This is a genomic window from Streptomyces sp. NPDC127177 (assembly GCF_042672475.1).
Lineage (GTDB): Bacteria > Actinomycetota > Actinomycetes > Streptomycetales > Streptomycetaceae > Streptomyces.
Map to the genome: position 1 here is coordinate 172,837 of NZ_JBHXUW010000003.1, position 18,616 is coordinate 191,452.

11 protein-coding genes and 3 tRNA genes are annotated in these 18,616 nt (G+C 66.7%); 4 read left to right on the top strand and 10 right to left on the bottom strand.

Features of this window, described 5'->3' with window-relative positions; translation table 11 throughout:
* Positions 1 to 238 precede the first annotated feature (238 nt).
* The 9 genes from ACFVJX_RS04310 to ACFVJX_RS04350 all read right to left on the bottom strand — a co-directional run bounded on the left by ACFVJX_RS04310 (position 239) and on the right by ACFVJX_RS04350 (position 11,384).
* Positions 239 to 748, bottom strand: a complete 510-nt coding sequence (locus tag ACFVJX_RS04310; protein WP_384124110.1) for a MarR family winged helix-turn-helix transcriptional regulator — start codon at positions 746 to 748, stop codon at positions 239 to 241.
* Between the two features lie 647 nt (positions 749 to 1,395).
* On the bottom strand, positions 1,396 to 2,910 hold the full coding sequence (locus ACFVJX_RS04315) for a class I SAM-dependent DNA methyltransferase (protein ID WP_384124108.1): 1,515 nt from the start codon (positions 2,908 to 2,910) through the stop codon (positions 1,396 to 1,398).
* A gap of 78 nt (positions 2,911 to 2,988) precedes the next feature.
* On the bottom strand, positions 2,989 to 4,575 hold the full coding sequence (locus tag ACFVJX_RS04320; RefSeq protein ID WP_384124106.1) for an N-6 DNA methylase: 1,587 nt from the start codon (positions 4,573 to 4,575) through the stop codon (positions 2,989 to 2,991).
* On the bottom strand, positions 4,572 to 6,023 hold the full coding sequence (locus ACFVJX_RS04325; protein ID WP_384124104.1) for a restriction endonuclease subunit S: 1,452 nt from the start codon (positions 6,021 to 6,023) through the stop codon (positions 4,572 to 4,574). Before ACFVJX_RS04325 ends, ACFVJX_RS04320 begins: the two co-directional genes overlap by 4 nt.
* Positions 6,020 to 9,676 (bottom strand): DEAD/DEAH box helicase family protein, encoded by a 3,657-nt coding sequence (locus ACFVJX_RS04330; RefSeq protein WP_384124102.1) that lies wholly within the window; start codon positions 9,674 to 9,676, stop codon positions 6,020 to 6,022. Before ACFVJX_RS04330 ends, ACFVJX_RS04325 begins: the two co-directional genes overlap by 4 nt.
* A gap of 421 nt (positions 9,677 to 10,097) precedes the next feature.
* Complete coding sequence (locus ACFVJX_RS04335) at positions 10,098 to 10,340, bottom strand: hypothetical protein (RefSeq protein ID WP_384124100.1); 243 nt, start codon at positions 10,338 to 10,340, stop codon at positions 10,098 to 10,100.
* A 574-nt stretch (positions 10,341 to 10,914) separates the two neighbouring features.
* Positions 10,915 to 10,988, bottom strand: a tRNA-Ile gene (locus ACFVJX_RS04340).
* Positions 10,989 to 11,233: 245 nt separating this feature from the next.
* Positions 11,234 to 11,306, bottom strand: a tRNA-Asn gene (locus ACFVJX_RS04345).
* Positions 11,307 to 11,311: 5 nt separating this feature from the next.
* Positions 11,312 to 11,384, bottom strand: a tRNA-Asn gene (locus ACFVJX_RS04350).
* A gap of 191 nt (positions 11,385 to 11,575) precedes the next feature.
* On the opposite strand from ACFVJX_RS04350, the gene ACFVJX_RS04355 reads away from it, so the two are divergent.
* The 4 genes from ACFVJX_RS04355 (at position 11,576) to ACFVJX_RS04370 (ending at position 17,224) form a co-directional block, all read left to right on the top strand.
* Positions 11,576 to 11,875, top strand: coding sequence for a hypothetical protein (locus ACFVJX_RS04355; protein WP_024492917.1), 300 nt, complete (start codon positions 11,576 to 11,578; stop codon positions 11,873 to 11,875).
* Between the two features lie 71 nt (positions 11,876 to 11,946).
* Entirely contained in the window at positions 11,947 to 13,392 is a 1,446-nt protein-coding gene (locus tag ACFVJX_RS04360) for an FGGY family carbohydrate kinase (RefSeq protein WP_384124098.1), read from the top strand.
* Between the two features lie 167 nt (positions 13,393 to 13,559).
* Entirely contained in the window at positions 13,560 to 15,293 is a 1,734-nt protein-coding gene (locus tag ACFVJX_RS04365; RefSeq protein ID WP_384124096.1) for an ABC transporter ATP-binding protein, read from the top strand.
* Positions 15,293 to 17,224, top strand: a complete 1,932-nt coding sequence (locus ACFVJX_RS04370; RefSeq protein ID WP_384124094.1) for an ABC transporter ATP-binding protein — start codon at positions 15,293 to 15,295, stop codon at positions 17,222 to 17,224. The genes ACFVJX_RS04365 and ACFVJX_RS04370 overlap by 1 nt, the downstream gene beginning before the upstream one ends.
* Before the next feature lie 46 nt (positions 17,225 to 17,270).
* On the opposite strand, the gene ACFVJX_RS04375 is transcribed toward ACFVJX_RS04370, so the two are convergent.
* On the bottom strand, positions 17,271 to 18,416 hold the full coding sequence (locus tag ACFVJX_RS04375) for an RNA polymerase sigma factor (protein ID WP_384124092.1): 1,146 nt from the start codon (positions 18,414 to 18,416) through the stop codon (positions 17,271 to 17,273).
* Positions 18,417 to 18,616 lie beyond the last annotated feature (200 nt).

Genomic DNA, 18,616 nt, shown 5'->3' on the forward strand with positions numbered 1-18,616 from the left:
GGGCAGGACACGGGGCGCGGGAAAGCGGCGTTACGTTCCGAGGAAGGGGCAGGGGCCGTACGTCCGTGGAAAACGGCAGCGTCCGTACGTCCGTGGAAAGGGACAGGGGCCGTACGTCCGTCGAGTGCGGCAGGGGCCGTACGGTCCGTGGGCTCGCCGGCCGCCGGCCGCCGGCGCCGATCGTGCACGGCGACCGTCCGTCATGGACCCCACCGGGCGGTCCGACGCCGGAGAAGTCTCAGCCGGCGGCGGGCGGGTCGGGCCACATACGGGCCACCGGGGAGTCGGGGCCGTCGAGAGCGATGGCGATGCGACGCATACCGAGCGTCAGACGGTCCAGCTCCTCGGGCCCGCCGACCACATCGGAGAGTCGCTCCACGACACCTTCTACGAGCCGCCGCCCCTCGGCCATGCCCCGCCGCCCGGCCTCGGTCGGCTCGACCAGCACGACCCGTCTGTGCACCGGGTGCGGATGCCGCTCGATCCACCCGATCCGCTCGAGATGCGCGAGCGCCGTCGTCACACTCTGCGGCGTGATGTTCTGCCCACGGGCCAGATCCGCGCCGGACAGCGGCCCGTACTGATCGAGCGTCATCACGATCCCGAGCTGCGTCATCGTGACGCCCAGAGGGCGCAGCCGTTCGTTCAGGGCACGGCCCACGGAGTTGTTCGCCCGCCACATCGAGTGACTGAACGTCTGGTTCCACGACGTGCCGGAGGCGGTCCCCTCCGGGCGACGGCTCGGCATCTTCAACTCCCTGCGGACAAACGAGTCCCATCGTAGCGGCAGGGGGGCGACGGGCCGGGCGGCCCGTGCTGCGGCACGGCCCCGGAGCGGTGGTCGCCGGCCGGCCGGAGGGGGTTCGGCCCTCACGAGACCGGGCCGGACGAGGCAGCGGTGCGACTTCCCCCGGTCCGTCTCACGCAGAAAGCCCCGGAAAACACGAATCCCCAGGCCAGAACGATTCTGCCCGGGGATGCTCGGTGGGGCGGGTGGGACTCGAACCCAAAAGGGTGACGCCTCTCACCTGCGGAAACGTCACAGAGGCGGACATTCGCATCCTGCTGCGTCCCTCTCCGTCCTCCTCGATCCCCGGCAACCACGGTGCCGTGCGGTACGTACCGCACGGCTTCGGGGCACCCTAGGCGCCTACAGCAGGAGACGGCCCACCCGGCACACCCGCCGCAAGACAGCAAACCCCACGGCTCACCCGTGGTGCATACTGCCCGCCTCTCCCCCTGTTCGACACAGTCACGCTCTGCTACAAGCGGAATCGGCCGACGTGTCGCGCTCGGGAGCGGGATACCAGGGCCTCGCATAGTTCCGCGCTCTCCTGGATGGTCGTCCCGGGCCTTGTGCGTCGTCGCTGTCCGCCGCGGCCCCTCGCATCCCGCTTACGCGAGGCTCTCCGCCACCGCGCGGAAGCGCTTGCCCGCCTCGTCGAGGTGGTCAGCGATGGACAAGGCGATCTCTCCAGGAGAACCGAAATCGTCAAGGGTCGCGGCGAGATTGGCTTTCAGGTCCAGGCTGACACTCGGCCTCTCCAGAAGTTCATCCACCGGGTACCGGCGGAAGCGCGGGGACGGTATGCGCCCTCGATGGTCGCTCTCGCCGGGCCGGTAGGCGGCGAGGAAGTCCGCGAAGTCGTCCTCCATGAGGGGCCTGCCGGTGTCCGTGTGGTGGTTGTCGGTCCTGGCGTCATACACCCATAGCGCGCGCGTGGCGGGATCGCCGGTTGGTCGAGGAACGGACTTGGTGAAGAAGAGAATGTTCGACTTGGAGTTGGTGCCGTGGAAGATGCCAGTGGGGAGCCGCAGCAGGGTGTGGACGTCGCAGTTCTTGAGCAGGGCTTCGCGGACGGTGGCAGCGGCACCACTGCCGAAGAGGACACCGTCGGGGACAAAGACCGCAGCCCGTGCGCCCTGAGGCAGCGTGATGGCTAAGTGCTGGAGGAAGTTGGTCGGCAGGTCCGCTTTCTGTGCCCAGAAGTCGTCGCGCTGGTCGGTGTCGGGAACGATGTCGCCGCTCTTGAACGGGGGGTTGCAGATGGCCACGGTCGCAGCCACGTCCCGGTGGTACCGGCGGGTGGCGACGCCCTTGGCCTTGAGGGAGTCGGCGCGCAAGACCGGCGGCATGTCCGAGAGGACGCGTCCGGTGTTGAGCAGGATGTTCATGGTGGCGAACCGGCACATCTGGGCGTCGATGTCGGCAGCCGCGATGGCCGTCGAGTCGACGTACGTGCCGGAGGCGGCCATCTCCCGGTGAGCTGCGATGAGCGTGCTGCCGAGGCCGCCGGCCGCGTCGATCACTCTGTCCTCGCCCGTGACGGCGAGCGCTTTCGCGACGACGGCGAGAAGCGGAGGCGGGGTGAGGATCTGCCCGGTCTGCCGCTTGGTGAGGAAGTCCTCGCGACACTCGGCGAGCATGGAGGAGAACGCCTCACCCAGGGCGCCCTGGGGGACAGCGGTCCACTGGTACGGGGCGAACTCCTCGACGATGAGGCGTCTGAGCTCGGACATCCGGTCGATGTTCCAGGGCTGGGCGTCACAAAAGAGGACGCTCGCGGTGGCCCTGCGCGGGTCGACCGGGTTGGGCGCGCCGAGCTCACGCAACAGGCGGGTGAGGAAGGTGTGCAGGTCCTCGCCGTTGAGGTCGGTAAGTTTGGGCCAGGTGCCGGCCGGGGCGATAGGCAGTTTGGCGAACCGCCCGGGACGCAGGGTGTGCTCATGGTCGATCTTGAGGAAGAGCAGGTAGGCGATGTGCTCGACAAACTCAAGGCGAGTCAGGGCTTTGGTGCTGGTCTTCTCCCGGTAGAACTTCCACAGGCGATCGGTTATCCGCCTGCTCGTCCAGTCGCCTTCCTGCGGCTCTCTCGCCGCTCCCCGGCTAACGCCCCGCCCCACCGTCATGCTTTGCCCTACCTTCCGTCGTGCCCCGAGCGCGCCTGAGCTTCATGGGCCCCATCGCCCCGCTCGGGTGACGGCGGCCTACCGCTCTGGTGCTTCTTCGCCTTGGGTGATGCTGTCGTCCACGGCCTGTGCACTCGGCTTGAGCGCACGGGCTACTGCGGTGAACTGGGCCAGAGCCGTCTCTAGTTCATCCACGATCTCCTGGGCGATCACGTCGGGGGACGCGAAGACCGTGTCGGAGGAGGACGCGGACTGAAGCACCGTCAAGTCCAGATTCACCTTGTCGCGAGCGATCAACTCATCGTAATCGAACGCACGGAACCGTTCACTGGGCTTTCGCGCCGAAAAGTCGGAACCACCGGAGTGGTAGGCCGCGACGAAGTCGTCAAGGTGCTCACGGCGTAGCTGTCGCTGCTTGAGGGTGAAGTGCTGGTCGGTGCGGAAGTCGTAGACCCAGAGCTGGCGGGTTCCGGGGCGGCCTCCGGAGCGCTGGCCGGTCTTGTCGAAGAACAGGACATTGGCTTTGACGCCATTGGCATAGAAGATGCCGGTCGGAAGCCTGAGCAGGGTGTGCACGTCACACAGGTCGAGAAGGTTGCGGCGGATCATGGTACCCGCACCACCCTCGAAGAGGACGTTATCGGGTAGGACGAGGGCGCCACGCCCGTTGGTCTTCAGCAGGTTGTAGATGTGCTGGACGAAGTTGAGTTGCTTGTTGGTCGTGGGCGCCCAGAAATCGGTACGGGCGGTGTACGCCTCGCCGGTCACCGAGCCGACACCGAAGGGCGGATTGGCGAGCACGATGTCGTAGTGCTTGTGGATCGGCTTGGCCAGCGAGTCCTGAATGGTGATCAGCGGCTTGGCCTCGGAGGTACCGATGCCGTGCAGCAACATGTTCATCAGGGCGAGACGGGCGGTCTCGCGGACCAGTTCGTAACCGGTGATCGACCCGGTCTGGAGCTTGCGTCCCTCGTCGCCGTACAGCTCGTCCTCGTAGCGGGTAGCGATGTGCGCGTGCGCGGCGATCAGGAAGCCGCCGGTGCCGCAGGCCGGGTCGGTGACCGTCTCGCCGATCTTCGGCTGGACGCAGTCGACCATGGCGTCGATGAGGGGACGCGGGGTGAAGTACTGCCCCGCACCTGTCTTACGGTCCTCCGCGCCACGCTGGAGGAGGCCTTCGTAGGCGTCGCCCTTGAGGTCCTGGTTTTCGGTGGTCCAGGTGTACGGGTCGATCAGATCCTTGATCAGGCGTTCCAGGATGGCTGGCTCGTGGATCTTGTTGCTTGCCTTCGTGAAGACCTCGCCGAGCATCGTGCCGCCACGCTGGCCGAGGTCCTTGAGGATGAACTCGTAGTGATCTAGCAGCGCTTCGGCGGACCGCGTGGTCAGACTCGTCCAGTCACGGCCCTCCGGGACGAGCGGGGCCTCAGGGGCGTTGCGGCGGAACTTGGCGGGACGCTTGGCCCGCTCGTCGGCCATCTTCAAGAAGAGAAGGTACGTAAGCTGCTCGACGTAATCGAGCGTCGAGACGCCGGAGTGGCGCAGTAGCTCGCAGTACGACCAGAGACGGTTGACGAGGGTGGAGGTCGGGACCGGCGCGGGGACGGCGATAGCCGGGGCCTGAGCCCGGGTGACCTGCTTGTCGTTACTCACGGCGGTGCTCACAGGGAAAGCTCTTCCTGGCCCGAGGAGGCCGGCTTGCTGGTGGTCTTGCGGAGAGCGCGCTTACGTGCGGGCTTGACAGCTGCCTGACGCTGGGCACGGATACGGTCGAGGAGGGCGGAGGCAGGCTCGTCGGTGGGGTCCTGGGGGACGAGAGCTCCAGTGAAGGCAGCGTTGAAGAGCGCGCCGCGGAGCGCGGATGCCTGTTCATAGCTTTCCGCCAACACTGCCCTGAGGGCCGCCCTCTCCTGCTCAAGATCAGCCAGCCTATCCACGATTCGGCGCTGCGTCCCAAGAGGCGGTACGGGCACAAGGATCCGTTCGACCTTCGCCTTATTCAAGGCTGGCTGGTTCCCCCCGGACGCGGAAGTTCGCGTCTCTTCATACCTTGAAACCAAAAACTGATAAATAAATTCTGGGAGAATTTCAGTCTCGGAAACTCGAATTGAGGCGCAATTCTGATTATGCGCGGCAGGAATATCGAGAATAGCAGACTGCCCTCGAGTCTTCCCTTCCCCAATCATCGCAAGCATCACCGTCCCAGGAGGGTGAATCCTATTTTCCGGCTTCGAGATCGACTCTCTCGAAATAAACTCTCGCGTCTCGCTGATCCTCTTGAATGAGACCTCTCCGCTACTTACCCACGGAATATCCCCGCTCCAAAAATCTGGATTCCCGCGAGACGGAGTCGATCCCACCGAAACACGAAACAGAGAGCCCAGCCGACTCCAAATCCAACTGCTGGGAGTATCCCATGCCTCAGAAGAAGATCTAGCCTCGCCTGAAACTAGGTCCTCGGCTTTCCCCTCCGAAAAGTCATCAGTTACGAGACGGCCACTAAATGCCTCTCGCAGCAAAGCCCGAAAGAATTCATCTGCGAGACGTTCCACCTCACGAAGCGAGGCCTCCCCAGCCCGAATAAGGGCGAGCTGTTCGTCCAACTTGGCGACGATTCGGCACTGTTCAGGGAGAGGTGGCAGCAGGATCGGAAAATCCGAGAACTGCTCCCAGTGCGCCCTAGGGCGATCACCCGTCGGATTCTTCTCCATTACATAGTGAACAAAATCAGGGCTCAGCATTCGATACAGCAAAAATCGAGAATCCACACCCTCGACGGATGGGAACACGATAAACTCTCCAGAACAGATCCCCGCGAATTCCGCGACGGTCACCTTATTTAGATATGGACGCAACCTCCCATACAGAAGATAACCCGGCTGCACCACGGGAGAAGAACTCTTGATGGTCGCCGAATCACCGAATCCAACGACTCGTCCAGTATGTGACTCTACATTGTCCATACCGAGATAGGGAAAATTATCCGAAGGGGTCGGCTGGCGGCGTCCTGAGGCCGGAGTAATCAAATCCCCGAGCGTCGCCCGAACCCATCCCTCCGGCAGCCTCTCCCCCGGCGCGCTCGCCACCGATTCCCCCGCGCCCGAGTCCGTCACGCACCCAGCTCCTTGTCCAGTTCGTCAATGATTTCTTCCGCCCGATTCGCTCCGAATTCGGCGAGGAATCCGTCCGTTCCGTTGCGTGTCGTGAACGGGGCGTAGTCAAGGTCGGCGGTGTCGAAGCGTACACGCTCGATGGTCGCGCCGACGATGTGGTCAAGCCACCATCGCTCGCGCTTACTGAAGCTGACACCGGACTGTTCCTGGCGGGCGAGCCAAGCCGCATAGCGCTCCCGTACAACCTCTTCGTGGGGGCGAGGAGCCGGAGCTCCGCGTTCAGCGCCGCCGGCGAGTTCGTAGCGCAGGAGGGCGAGGAGGTCGGCGGCGGTGCGCTTGGCGCGCTTGTGTACCAGCGTCTCGCCGACGTTCTCATACGCCTTCCAGAGAGTGTCTGGGGTCCAGGAGCGCGGCGGACGGGCAACGCTCCGTGCCACGTCCTTGAGGCGACGCAGGGCGGCGGCGGGCGGGACATCAGAGTCGGCGCCGAAGGCGATAGTCAGGGCCGCAATCTCGTCGCGGTTGTCGTCGATGTACTGCTTCCAGTCACGGACGGTGGCCTGTGCGCTCTCCTCGTCGTCGACGGCCGCGCCCGCCCGGACCAGCGCGTCACGGCTGTTCTCGTCATAGAGGATGTCCTTAGCGCGGCGCATCTCCAGGAGCCTTGTACGCAGTGCCGGCGCGGCGGCGAGTGGCTTCAGCGCATGCTCGATGAGGTCGCGGACCGCTCGCTCGGGGTTTCGGCCGACGCGCTCAGCTGCCTCCCGCGCTCCCAGCTGCTCATCGATCGAGACCGCCTTGACCATGCCGTGGACGATCTCCTTCAGCGGGACACCACCGCTGATCCGCTCAATCTCGGCGCGTTCCTCGCTCGTCATCTGAAGGTCGAGTTTGGCGAGGCGGGAGGCGAGCGTGGAGACCTCTTCCTCCTCGATCGTGTGGGCGGCGGTCTTGCGGAGCAGTTTCTCCAAGCTGATCTGCTTGTCGCTGTGACGCTCCAGCGGGGCCGCGTCGACCTTCGGCTTTCGTGTGACGCCGACTGCGTCCACCATGACGAATCGGGTCTTGGGGCCCACCCCGGGTGTCACCCGTTCGAAGTCGGTGAGGGAGAGCGTCCGTGCGCCTCGGCCCTTCATCTGCTCGAAGTAGGCCCAGCTCTTGACGTCCCGCAGGAAGATCAGGCATTCGAGGGGCTTGACGTCGGTGCCGGTGGCGATCATGTCGACGGTGACCGCTATACGGAGCTGGGGGAGGTTACGGAAGTCGGCGAGCCGTTCGGCCGGCTTCCTTGCCGCGTGCGTGATCTTGGTACAGAAGTCGTTGCCCTTGCCGAAGACGTCACGGATGACCTCGACGATCTCTTCGGCGTGATTGTCGTTCTTCGCGAAGACCAAGGTCTTGGGAACGTACATCTCGTCCCACAGCAGCGCGCCGGTTTCCGAATCGCGTTTGGCCCGTTCCGGGAAGATCTCCGTGAACAGCCGGTCCCGGAAGGTCTGGATCACCGTACGCAGCTGGTCCTTGCTGATGATGCCGACGCCGACCTCCTTCGCGCCGTACTCGATGTCCTCGGCAATATCCTCGTACCGCTGACGACGGGTCCGGCGATCGCGGACCGGGACCGTTCCCTGCGCGATGACCCCGCCCTGGCCGGTTATCCGCGTCTCGATCTCGTATACGGAAAAGTCGACGTTGACCCCGTCGGCAACCGCCTCCCGGTAGGTGTATTCGCTGACCAGGTTGCCGTTGAAGTAGCCGAAGGTCTGGGCGACCGGGGTGGCGGTGAGACCGACGATCGGGGCGTCGAAGTACTCCAGGACCGAGCGCCACTTGCCGTAGATGGAACGATGGCACTCGTCGACGACGATCAGGTCGAAGGCTTCGGGGGGGATGGTGGCGTTATAGCCGACCTCGATGTCGCCAGGCACGTCGTACGGCAGGTCCGCTTCTTCGCCCTCACCCTCAGGGGCCGTGTCGGGAAGATTACGGCCGGTGAGTTCCATATAGAGGCGCTGCACGGTGGAGATGACAACCTTCGAGGAGGCGAGCATCCCTTCCGCACCCAGCCGCTGCACGTTGAAGAGGTCGGCGAACTTGCGTTGGGTATCCGGGGTAGTGAAGTTCTCGAACTCCGCGAAGGCCTGTGCGCCCAGGTTGTTGCGGTCGACGAGGAAGAGCACCCGTTCAGCGCGTGCGTGCTTGAGCATGCGGTAGGAGAACGTGACCGCTGTGAACGTCTTGCCCGCGCCGGTGGCCATCTGAACGAGAGAACGGGACTGCCCCATGCCGTGCTGGCCCCTGCCGAGAGCAACAGAGTCCTCCACCCCCTGAACGGCGGTGATCTGAGCGGGGCGCAAGGGGCGCTCATCAAGTTCGGGCATCCGAAGCCGCAGCCGAGCGCGGTAGCTGGGAGCCTGCGGGTCCTCGTCGGCTTGGCGCATCCAGCGTGCCAGGGTACGTGGCTGGTGAAAGGAGAAGATCCGGCGCGTACGGGAATCCGGATCGAGAGTGGAGCGGAAGCGAGTCTCGCCGCCATCACTCACGTACCGGAACGGCAGTGGGGTGCGCCAGGCGACCAAGCGCTGCTGTGCGTCGGTGAGATGGTCGGCGTACCCATTGACCTGAGTTTCCGCTGCTGTGAGGTCAGCGCCTTCTCGCTTGGCCTCAATGACGCCGACGAGCTTCGCCTCTACATATAGGGCATAGTCGGCTCGGCCCCGTGCCGTGGTCACCTCACGTACGGCCACACCGCTGCCGCGCCGGTCACCCTGTACGTGGAGATTGAGGCCGGATGCAGCGTCCTGGACGTACCAGCCGGCCTGCGCCAGCATCTCGTCGAGCTTGAAACGGACCTGTGCCTCGGTCAGGGGCTCTCGGGATGCCTGCTCCGCGTTGTCAAGCAAGCGAGCGCGCTCTGCCACCGCAGCCGAGGCTGCGGCTGTGCTGGTGGCATCGGCGCGGTGCCGGTGAGCGCGCTCTTGGTCGGCCGCCGTCTCGATGGCCGCCAGCTGAGCCTGCATAGCGGCGACCTGGCGGGCCAACTCCTCGCGCTCGGCCTGGGCCTGGGCGAGCTCGCGCTCGGCAGCGGCTCGCGCAGCCTGCTCGACCTGCGCCTGTGACGCCTGATCCCGGTAGCTCAGCCGGGCCTCTTCGAGTGCCTTGCGGGCAGCGGCGATATCGTCCGCTAGCCGGGCGTTCCTGGCGGCCGACGTTCGGTCAGGGCTCGGCGGTACGAAGGTGAACTGCTCCCGGGATCCGGTGAGCAGACGGTGGTACCAGACACCGAGGCGGAAGCAGGTCTGCAAGGCACGGAAAGCGTCTTCGGCGCTGTCGTGACCTTTGTGATTGGCGTCGTTGCCGAGTGTGCGGACCTCGTGGAAGGCGTTACCGACGTCGCCGTGGAGGTAGCCCTCCCGGTCCAAGGCTTTGAGACGGTCGAACTGAGTACTTCCCTCGACACGAACCCGGCCCCGGCTCACCAACTCCTCCGCGAGGGCTTCGCCGAACTGCCGCGACTTGATCAAGGAGGTGTTGGGATCGTCGAAGACGTGGCTCTCAGTAGCGGCCCCGTAGGCCACGAGGAGCGGCAGGTCAGCCAGGAGGAAACCGAAGTTCCTAGACTGCTGAGCGAGGCGTACCAGTCTGGGGTCCACCGTAGAACCACCTGCACTCATGTGACCCATCCGCCTTCCAAGTGGGCCACACCTGGCGCTGAAGCCTCGATGACGTCCACGTCTCTCACCAGTACGTCTGCGTGATCCTCAATGGACCCTAACGGGGCAGCCCTCCGTGCCGCTAAGGTTTCCTACGACACCGTGCGAAACCTGCGGCTACCTGCGTCATCGGAGTCACCCCACCAGCAGGGCAGCGCGACCGGGTCTGCTGTGCCTGCGGGTGACAGGTCAACTTGTCACCCAACTCTCCATCAGACCCGGCGGTCGATCCGGGCCAGCCGATGGAGCCGGTGGCGGGTCAGGATCCGGTGGACCGTCGAGGCCAGGAGGCGGAGGATCGGGCCGCTCCTCGACGGGGCCAGTTCGCGGGATTGCCGCAGGTCTCAGACCTGTTCCTCGATCACGGCAGGCTGCTCTCGGGCGTCGACTCAGGACCGGCCCCTGTTTTGCGGGTACGCAGCGAGTTGTAAAGCATGGTCCCGCCCACACCCATGCCAGCACCAATAATGACGCCTTGTTGGCGGCCCACCATCTGACCGATCTTGATGCCCTGTTGGCGGCCCGCCAACCGGTAGGCAGCTCGCAAGGCTGCGGGACCGCCCCGCTTCGCGGCTTCTGCGGAGAGCTTGGCGTAGTCCCACATCTGGGGGCACCTCGGTTCGTTTCACTGGTCGGGACGAAACGATGGTCTCAGGGCGGCATGACGCAGGTGGGAAAATTCGCTACTTCTCGTCATCAGCAGCCGCTCCCCTCCTATGGCGATGACGCCTGTGACGTCGAGGTTTGCCAGCAATGAGTAGGTACGTAAATGCGTGCAAAACAACTGCGCCCTGCGGTCAGACGTGGACCGCGGGTGCGACGTGCACCAGGTACGCCGTCGCGCGCACCCGGGCAAGCAAGGGCGCGCCTTCCGGGCCTTCGCCGATGCCAGCGGTGTCACCTGGCAGACCAGGTGACACGGCAGAGACAGCAGGGGGGCGTCATGCGATCTGGCAGGCACGGATGGAGCGCGAAGCCTCCCTATGACGGCCGTGGGACTGCGCCACGACGCTCCCTCATGCAACGACCACAAATGGCCAGGTCAGCGGCATCTAAATCGATCCGACCCGCTGAAACAGAGGAGCCGTACCGCACGACGCGCGGCTGGTACCGCACGGAAAACCGCCACACAATCCACGTTTCCCCAGGCCAGAACGATTCTGCCCGGGGATGCTCGGTGGGGCGGGTGGGACTCGAACCCACGGCCGACGGATTATGAGTCCGCTGCTCTAACCGGCTGAGCTACCGCCCCTTTTCGGCGTGGCGCGTACATGTGTACGCGCCGTCTGCCGCAGCATAGCCGGTCATACGATCTCTTGCTTCGGATGCCCGGGTACTCGTGACCATGAAGACTGCGCTGGTCCCCGCCCGGTTCCGGTCGACGTGAAGTTGACGCGAAAGAGTCACACCAGCCCCACGCGCACCACGGTGGCAGGCCTCCGGAGAACCGGGTCCGGGCACGCGAAAAAGGACCCCGCAGGGCCCTCTTCCGTTCCGCTCCCCCGACTGGACTCGAACCAGTAACCCTCCGGTTAACAGCCGAATGCTCTGCCAATTGAGCTACAGGGGATCGCGCTCCCCCGACTGGACTCGAACCAGTAACCTGCCGGTTAACAGCCGGCTGCTCTGCCAATTGAGCTACAGGGGATTGCTGCGTTGCCTCGAAGAACACCTGCCTGGCGGCTGCCGGGCGGCGGACGTTCGCTGCGACACATACATTAGCGCAAGCAGGGGGGTGCTTTGCCAATCGGTATCGGCCGGGGTGATCTCCGGTGCCTGCGGGTAGGCGAGCAGCACACGTCGCACCACGTCGCACGGAGTGAAGGAAGGGTGGCAGCCATGCGGTACCGGCTCACGTTCATCGCCGGAGTGGCCCTCGGTTACGTGCTCGGCACGCGTGCCGGGCGCGAGCGTTACGAGCAGCTGAAGAAGTCCGCACGCCAGTTCTCCCAGAACCCGGCCGTGCGCAACACCTGCGAGTCGGCGGCCCAGAGCGGGCGCGAGTTCGCCGGCAAGGCGGCCCACGTGGTGGGTGAGAAGGTCGGCGACAAGGTGCCGGCCTCGGTCGCCGACCGGGTGCGTTCGCTGCGCGGGCGCGGTCCGAACGGCGAGGACGACTGGGGTACGACCAACACCTGAGGCCGCGTCCTCCTCGATGTCTGCCGTACCGCCGGTGCAGGAATGCTCCGGCGGTACGGCAGAATCTGTGTATGGGCATAGTCGCCGGCTTGGACAGTTCTTCCGCCTTCACGCACATCGTGGTCTGCGATACGGACACGGGTGCCGTACTGCGCCAGGGATACGCCGCACATCCCGTGGAGGCGAAGGCCACCGAGGTCGATCCGCAGGCATGGCTGCTCTCACTCGGTGAGGCGGCCACCGGCGGGCTGCTCGAGGGCGTGCAGGCCATCGGGGTGTCCGCGCAGCAGCACGGGCTCGTGCCGCTGGACCGGCAGGGCAATCTCGTACGTCCGGCACTGCTCGGCAACGACAAGCGGGCGCAGGTGGCCGCGGCCGATCTGATCGACGGGCTCGGCGGGCGGCAGGCCTGGGCCGAGGCGGTCGGGGCGGTGCCGCAGGCCGCGCAGCCGGTGTCGAAGCTTCGCTGGCTGTCGCGGACCGAGCCGGAGATGGCGCAGCGGGTCGCCGCCGTGCTCCAGCCGCACGACTGGCTGGTGTGGCAGCTGTTGGGCCGCCCGGCCCGGCGGACCACGGACCGGGGCGCCGCGTCCGGGAGCGGTTACTGGTCGGCGGGCAGCGAGTCCTACCGGCCGGAACTGGTGGAGCTCGCGCTCGGCCGGCAGGCGGCGCTGCCCGAGGTGCTCGGGCCCTGCGAGGCGGCCGGCACGACACCCGAGGGGCTCCTGATCTCGGCGGGCACCGGCGAGACGATGGCGGCGGCGTTCGGGCTGGGGGTCGGGGTCGGTGACGCGGTGGTGTCGCTGGGGGCATCGGGTTCGGTGATGGCGGTGCACCACGAGGCGCTGGCCGATTCGACCGGAATGATCAACTCGTTCGCGGACGCCACCGGGATGCATCTGCCGGTCGTCTATACGTCGAATGCGGTACGCGCGCTGCGCGGCACCGCCGAGATGCTGGACGTGGAGGGGCTCGACGAGCTGTCGGCGCTGGCGCTGAAGTCGACGCCCGGCGCCTCCGGGCTGGTGCTCCTGCCCTATCTGGAGGGGGAGCGCACCCCGCGGCTGCCGCACACGGCCGGGACGTTGAGCGGACTGCGGCGGGAGTCGATGAAGCCGGAGCACCTGGCGCGGGCCGCGTTCGAGGGGATGCTGTGCTCGCTGGCCGACGCGCTGGACGTACTGCGCGGGCGCGGTGTCGAGGTGCGGCGGGTGTTCCTGCTGGGTGCCGCCGCCGAACTGCCCGCGGTGCAGGCGATCGCGCCCGCGCTGCTGGGGACGCAGGTGATCGTGCCGGAGCCGGCGCAGTACGCGGCGCTGGGTGCGGCCAGGCAGGCGGCCTGGGCGCTGGGGGTCTCGCAGGGGACGCTCGATCCGCGCACTCCCCCGTCCTGGCAGGACGCGGCGGCACAGGTGCTGGATCCCGGCGAGGAGCTGGCGGTCGGCCAGGCGGTGCGCCAGCAGTACATCGCGACGCGGGACCAGATCCACCCGGGGGCGTTCGACTCCGCGCTCTGATCCGCCTACCGTGGGTGACCAGCAGGGGGCCGGAACGGCGTTCCGCCGAAAAATTATGGACCGGGTCTGTTTTTTGACCTGGACTTGAATAAAAACGTTCGCAGTCCCGGCGGGCGGTGCCGGAAGATGGTTCGACTCCCGACCTCTGCCGACTCCGAGAGACACGCGTGCTCATAAAACTCCTGCGGGCCTATCTCGGCCCGTACAAGAAACCGATCGCTCTGCTGGTCGTCTTCCAGCTGCTGCAGACCTGCGCCACTCTCTACCTGCCGACCCTGAACGCCGACATCATTGACAACGGTGTCGTCAAGGGGGACACGGGTTACATCCTCCAGTACGGCGGCGCCATGATCGTCGTCAGCATCGCCCAGGTGGTCTGCAACATCGGGGCGGTCTACATCGGCGCGCGTACCGCCTCCGCGCTCGGCCGCGATGTCCGGGCGTCGGTCTTCGACCGGGTCCAGTCGTTCTCCGCACGTGAACTCGGCCGGTTCGGCGCTCCCTCACTGATCACCCGTACGACCAACGACGTCCAGCAGATCCAGATGCTGACCCTGATGACGTTCACACTGATGGTCTCGGCACCGATCATGTGCGTCGGCGGGATCATCATGGCGCTCGGCCAGGACGTGCCGCTGTCCGCGGTGCTCCTGGGGGTGGTGCCGGTCCTCGGCATCGCGGTGAGCCTGATCGTCAGGCGGATGCGTCCGCTGTTCCGCACGATGCAGGAGCGCCTCGACACGGTCAACCGGGTGCTGCGCGAGCAGATCACCGGCAACCGGGTCATCCGCGCCTTCGTCCGCGACGGCTACGAGGAGAAGCGGTTCCGCGGCGCCAACAACGAGCTGACGGACGTGGCACTGTCCACCGGCCGGCTGATGGCACTGATGTTCCCGACCGTGATGACGGTCGTGAACGTGTCGTCGATCGCCGTCGTCTGGTTCGGCGCGCACCGGATCGACAGCGGTGGGATGCAGATCGGCGCGCTGACCGCGTTCCTCTCGTACCTGATGCAGATCGTCATGTCGGTGATGATGGCCACCTTCATGTTCATGATGGTGCCGCGCGCCGAGGTATGCGCCGAGCGCATACAGGAGGTCCTGGAGACCGATTCCAGCGTGGTGCCGCCGGTCGACCCGGTACGCGAACTGCGTGCCCACGGTCATCTGGAGGTCCGGGGCGCGCACTTCCGCTACCCAGGCGCCGAGGCCTCGGTGCTCAGGTCGGTGGATCTGGTGGCCCGGCCGGGCGAGACGACCGCGATCATCGGGTCGACGGGCAGCGGCAAGTCGACACTGCTCGGTCTCGTACCCCGGCTGTTCGATGTGACGGACGGCCAGGTGCTGGTCGACGGGGCGGACGTAAGGACGCTGGACCCGGTGCTGCTGGCCAAGACCGTGAGCCTGGTCCCGCAGAAGCCGTACCTGTTCTCGGGAACGGTCGCGTCCAACCTGCGGTACGGGAACCCGGACGCGAGCGACGAGGAGTTGTGGCACGCGCTGGAGGTCGCCCAGGCCAAGGGGTTCGTCGAGGGTCTGGAACACGGGCTCGACGCACCGATCGCGCAGGGCGGCACCAATGTCTCCGGCGGGCAGAGACAGCGGCTCTCGATCGCGCGGACGCTGGTCCAGAAGCCGGAGATCTACCTCTTCGACGACTCGTTCTCGGCGCTGGACTACGCCACGGACGCGGCACTGCGCGCGGCGCTCCTGCGGGAGACCGCGGCCGCGACCGTGGTGATCGTCGCGCAACGGGTGTCCACCATCCGCGACGCCGACCGGATCCTGGTGCTGGACGAGGGCCGGGTCGTCGGCTCCGGCAGCCACCACGAGCTGATGGACGGCAATGAAACATACCGGGAGATCGTGCTCTCCCAGCTGACGGAAGCGGAGGCCGCGTAATGGCCGGGCCTGGCGGACGCATGATGGCGGGCGGGGCGCCGACCGAGCGGTCCATGGACTTCAAGGGATCCTCGAAGAGGCTGCTGAGGCGCTTCGCCGCGGAGAAGGCCACGCTGTACGTGATGCTGGTGGCCGGTGCGCTGAGCGTGGCGTTCTCGGTGGTCGGCCCGAAGATCCTCGGCAAGGCCACCGACCTGGTGTTCGCCGGCGTCGTCGGGCGGCAGTTGCCCGAGGGGACGAGCAAGGAGCAGGCCATCGCGGGCCTGCACAAGTCCAACAGCGGCCTGGCCGACCTGCTCTCCAAGGTGGACTTCACCCCCGGGCAGGGCATGGACTTCGACGCGATCGGCCATGTGCTGCTGGCGGCGCTGGCCGTGTACGTCGCGGCCGGGCTGCTGATGCTGGTGTCGACCCGGCTGTCGATCCGGGTGATCAACCGGGTCGTGTTCCAGATGCGCGAGGACATCCAGACGAAGCTGTCGCGGCTGCCGCTGTCGTACTTCGACCGGCAGAAGCGCGGCGAGGTGCTCAGCCGGGCGACGAACGACATCGACAACATCTCGCAGACGATGCAGCAGACGATGGGCCAGCTCATCAACTCCGTGCTGACCATCGTCGGCGTGCTGATCATGATGTTCTGGATCTCGCCGCTGCTGGCGCTCGTCGCGCTGGTGACGGTGCCGCTGTCGGTGGTCGTGGCGACGAAGGTGGGCAAGCGTTCGCAGCCGCAGTTCGTCCAGCAGTGGAAGGTGACGGGCAAGCTCAACGCCCACATCGAGGAGATGTACACCGGGCACACCCTGGTGAAGGTCTTCGGCCGGCAGGACGAGTCCGCGCGGGACTTCGCCGAGCAGAACGACGCGCTGTACGAGGCCGGGTTCAAGGCCCAGTTCAACAGCGGGATCATGCAGCCGCTGATGATGTTCGTGTCCAACCTGAACTACGTGCTGATCGCCGTGGTCGGCGGTCTGCGGGTCGCCTCGGGCGCACTGTCGATCGGTGATGTGCAGGCCTTCATCCAGTACTCGCGGCAGTTCTCCATGCCGCTGACCCAGGTCGCCTCGATGGCGAACCTGGTGCAGTCCGGGGTGGCGTCGGCCGAGCGGATCTTCGAGCTCCTGGACGCCGAGGAGCAGGAGGCCGACCCCGCGAAGGGCGAGGGCGAGCACCCCGGGATCCTGCGCGGCAACGTCTCCCTGGAGAACGTGTCGTTCCGCTACGACCCGGAGAAGCCGCTGATCGAGGACCTGTCGCTGAGCGTCGAACCGGGCCACACGGTCGCGATCGTCGGCCCGACGGGGGCCGGAAAGACGACACTGGTCAATCTGCTGATGCGGTTCTACGACGTGACGGGCGGCCGGATCGCCCTCGACGGGGTCGACATCGCGAGGATGTCGCGCGACGACCTGCGGTCGGGGATCGGCATGGTCCTCCAGGACACCTGGCTGTTCGGCGGGACCATCGCGGAGAACATCGCGTACGGCTCCTCGGGCGATGTCACCCGGGAGCAGATCGAGGGGGCGGCGCGGGCGGCCCACGCCGACCGCTTCATCCGCACCCTGCCGGACGGCTACGACACGGTGATCGACGACGAGGGCACCGGAGTCAGCGCGGGTGAGAAGCAGCTGATCACCATCGCGCGGGCGTTCCTGTCCGACCCGGTGATACTGGTGCTCGACGAGGCGACCAGCTCGGTCGACACCCGTACCGAGGTGCTGATCCAGAAGGCGATGGCGGGCCTGGCGCACGGTCGTACGAGCTTCGTCATCGCGCACCGGCTCTCCACCATCCGGGACGCCGACGTGATCCTGGTGATGGAGAACGGCTCGATCGTCGAACAGGGCACGCACGACGAACTGCTGGAGGCTCAGGGCGCGTACGCCCGGCTGTACGCCGCCCAGTTCGCCCAGGCGGTCGCCGAGGTCGACTAGCGAGCCGCTCCGCGGCTGCCCCGGTCCGTACGTGCCTGCGCGCGCGTCAGTCGAGGTAGCCGCGGAGCTGGTCGGCGAAGGCGTGGTCGCGAAGCTTGTTGAGGGTCTTGGACTCGATCTGGCGGATGCGTTCGCGGGTCACCCCGAAGATCCGCCCTATCTCCTCCAGCGTGCGCGGCCGCCCGTCGGCCAGCCCGTAGCGGAGCTGGACCACCTTGCGCTCGCGCTCGTTGAGGGTGGAGAGCACCACTTCCAGGTGTTCGCGCAGCAGGAGGAAGGCGGCGGACTCGACCGGGGATGCCGCGTCCCCGTCCTCGATGAGGTCGCCGAGCGACACGTCGTCCTCCTCGCCGACCGGGGCGTGCAGGGACACCGGTTCCAGGGCCAGGCGCAGTACCTCTCCGACGCGTTCCGGAGTCAGGTCGAGCTGGGCGGCTACCTCCTCGGGCGTCGGTTCGTAACCGCGTTCCTGGAGCATCCGGCGCTGGACCCGTACGACGCGGTTGATCAGTTCGACGACGTGGACCGGGACCCTTATGGTCCGCGCCTGGTCGGCGAGGGCGCGGGACATGGCCTGCCGGATCCACCAGGTCGCGTACGTGGAGAACTTGTAGCCGCGGGCGTAGTCGAACTTCTCGACCGCCCGGATCAGTCCGAGGTTTCCCTCCTGGACGAGGTCGAGCATGGTCAGTCCGCGGCCGACGTAGCGTTTGGCCACGGAGACGACGAGGCGCAGATTGGCCTCGATGAGGCGGCGTTTGGCCGTCCGGCCCATGACCACCAGACGGTCCAGATCGACGGCGAGGCGGGTGTCGGGGTCGGGGGTGCGGGCGAGGCGCTCCTCGGCGAAGAGCCCGGCCTCGACGCGGCGGGCGAGCTCCACCTCGTCGGCGGCGGTGAGCAGCGGGATGCGGCCGATCTCCCGCAGGTACTGCCGGAAGAGGTCGGACGACGGCCCTCCGGTGTCCGGCCGGCCGCGCTGCGCGGGCGGCTCCGGCGGCTCGGCGGACTCCTCCATGACCACCTCGGGCGGGTCGGGGATGTCCTGCGCGTCCGCCTGCGCGCCGGGCGGTTGCCGCCCTTCGGGCTCGGTCGGTCGCGGGTCGGCCGCGGCTTCCGGATGACGCGGGGCCCGGGCTTGCGCGGGGACGGCCGGGACAGGCTCGGTCTGGCTCACGGTCCGGGTCTGCACGGGGGCGACCTCCAGGTGATCGCTGCCGGACCGCGGGATGGAGGACCACCGTCAGGGCGGTCCGGCCGCGTTCCGATGACTCTCAGCCCGACCTGCGATCAGGGGGCGGCGTCGCGGGGCACGCACCTTCACCCACCCCCTGGTCGCAGGTCGGTCTAGCACCGCCATCCAGTGTGGGGTACGACACACAGCCGCTACGA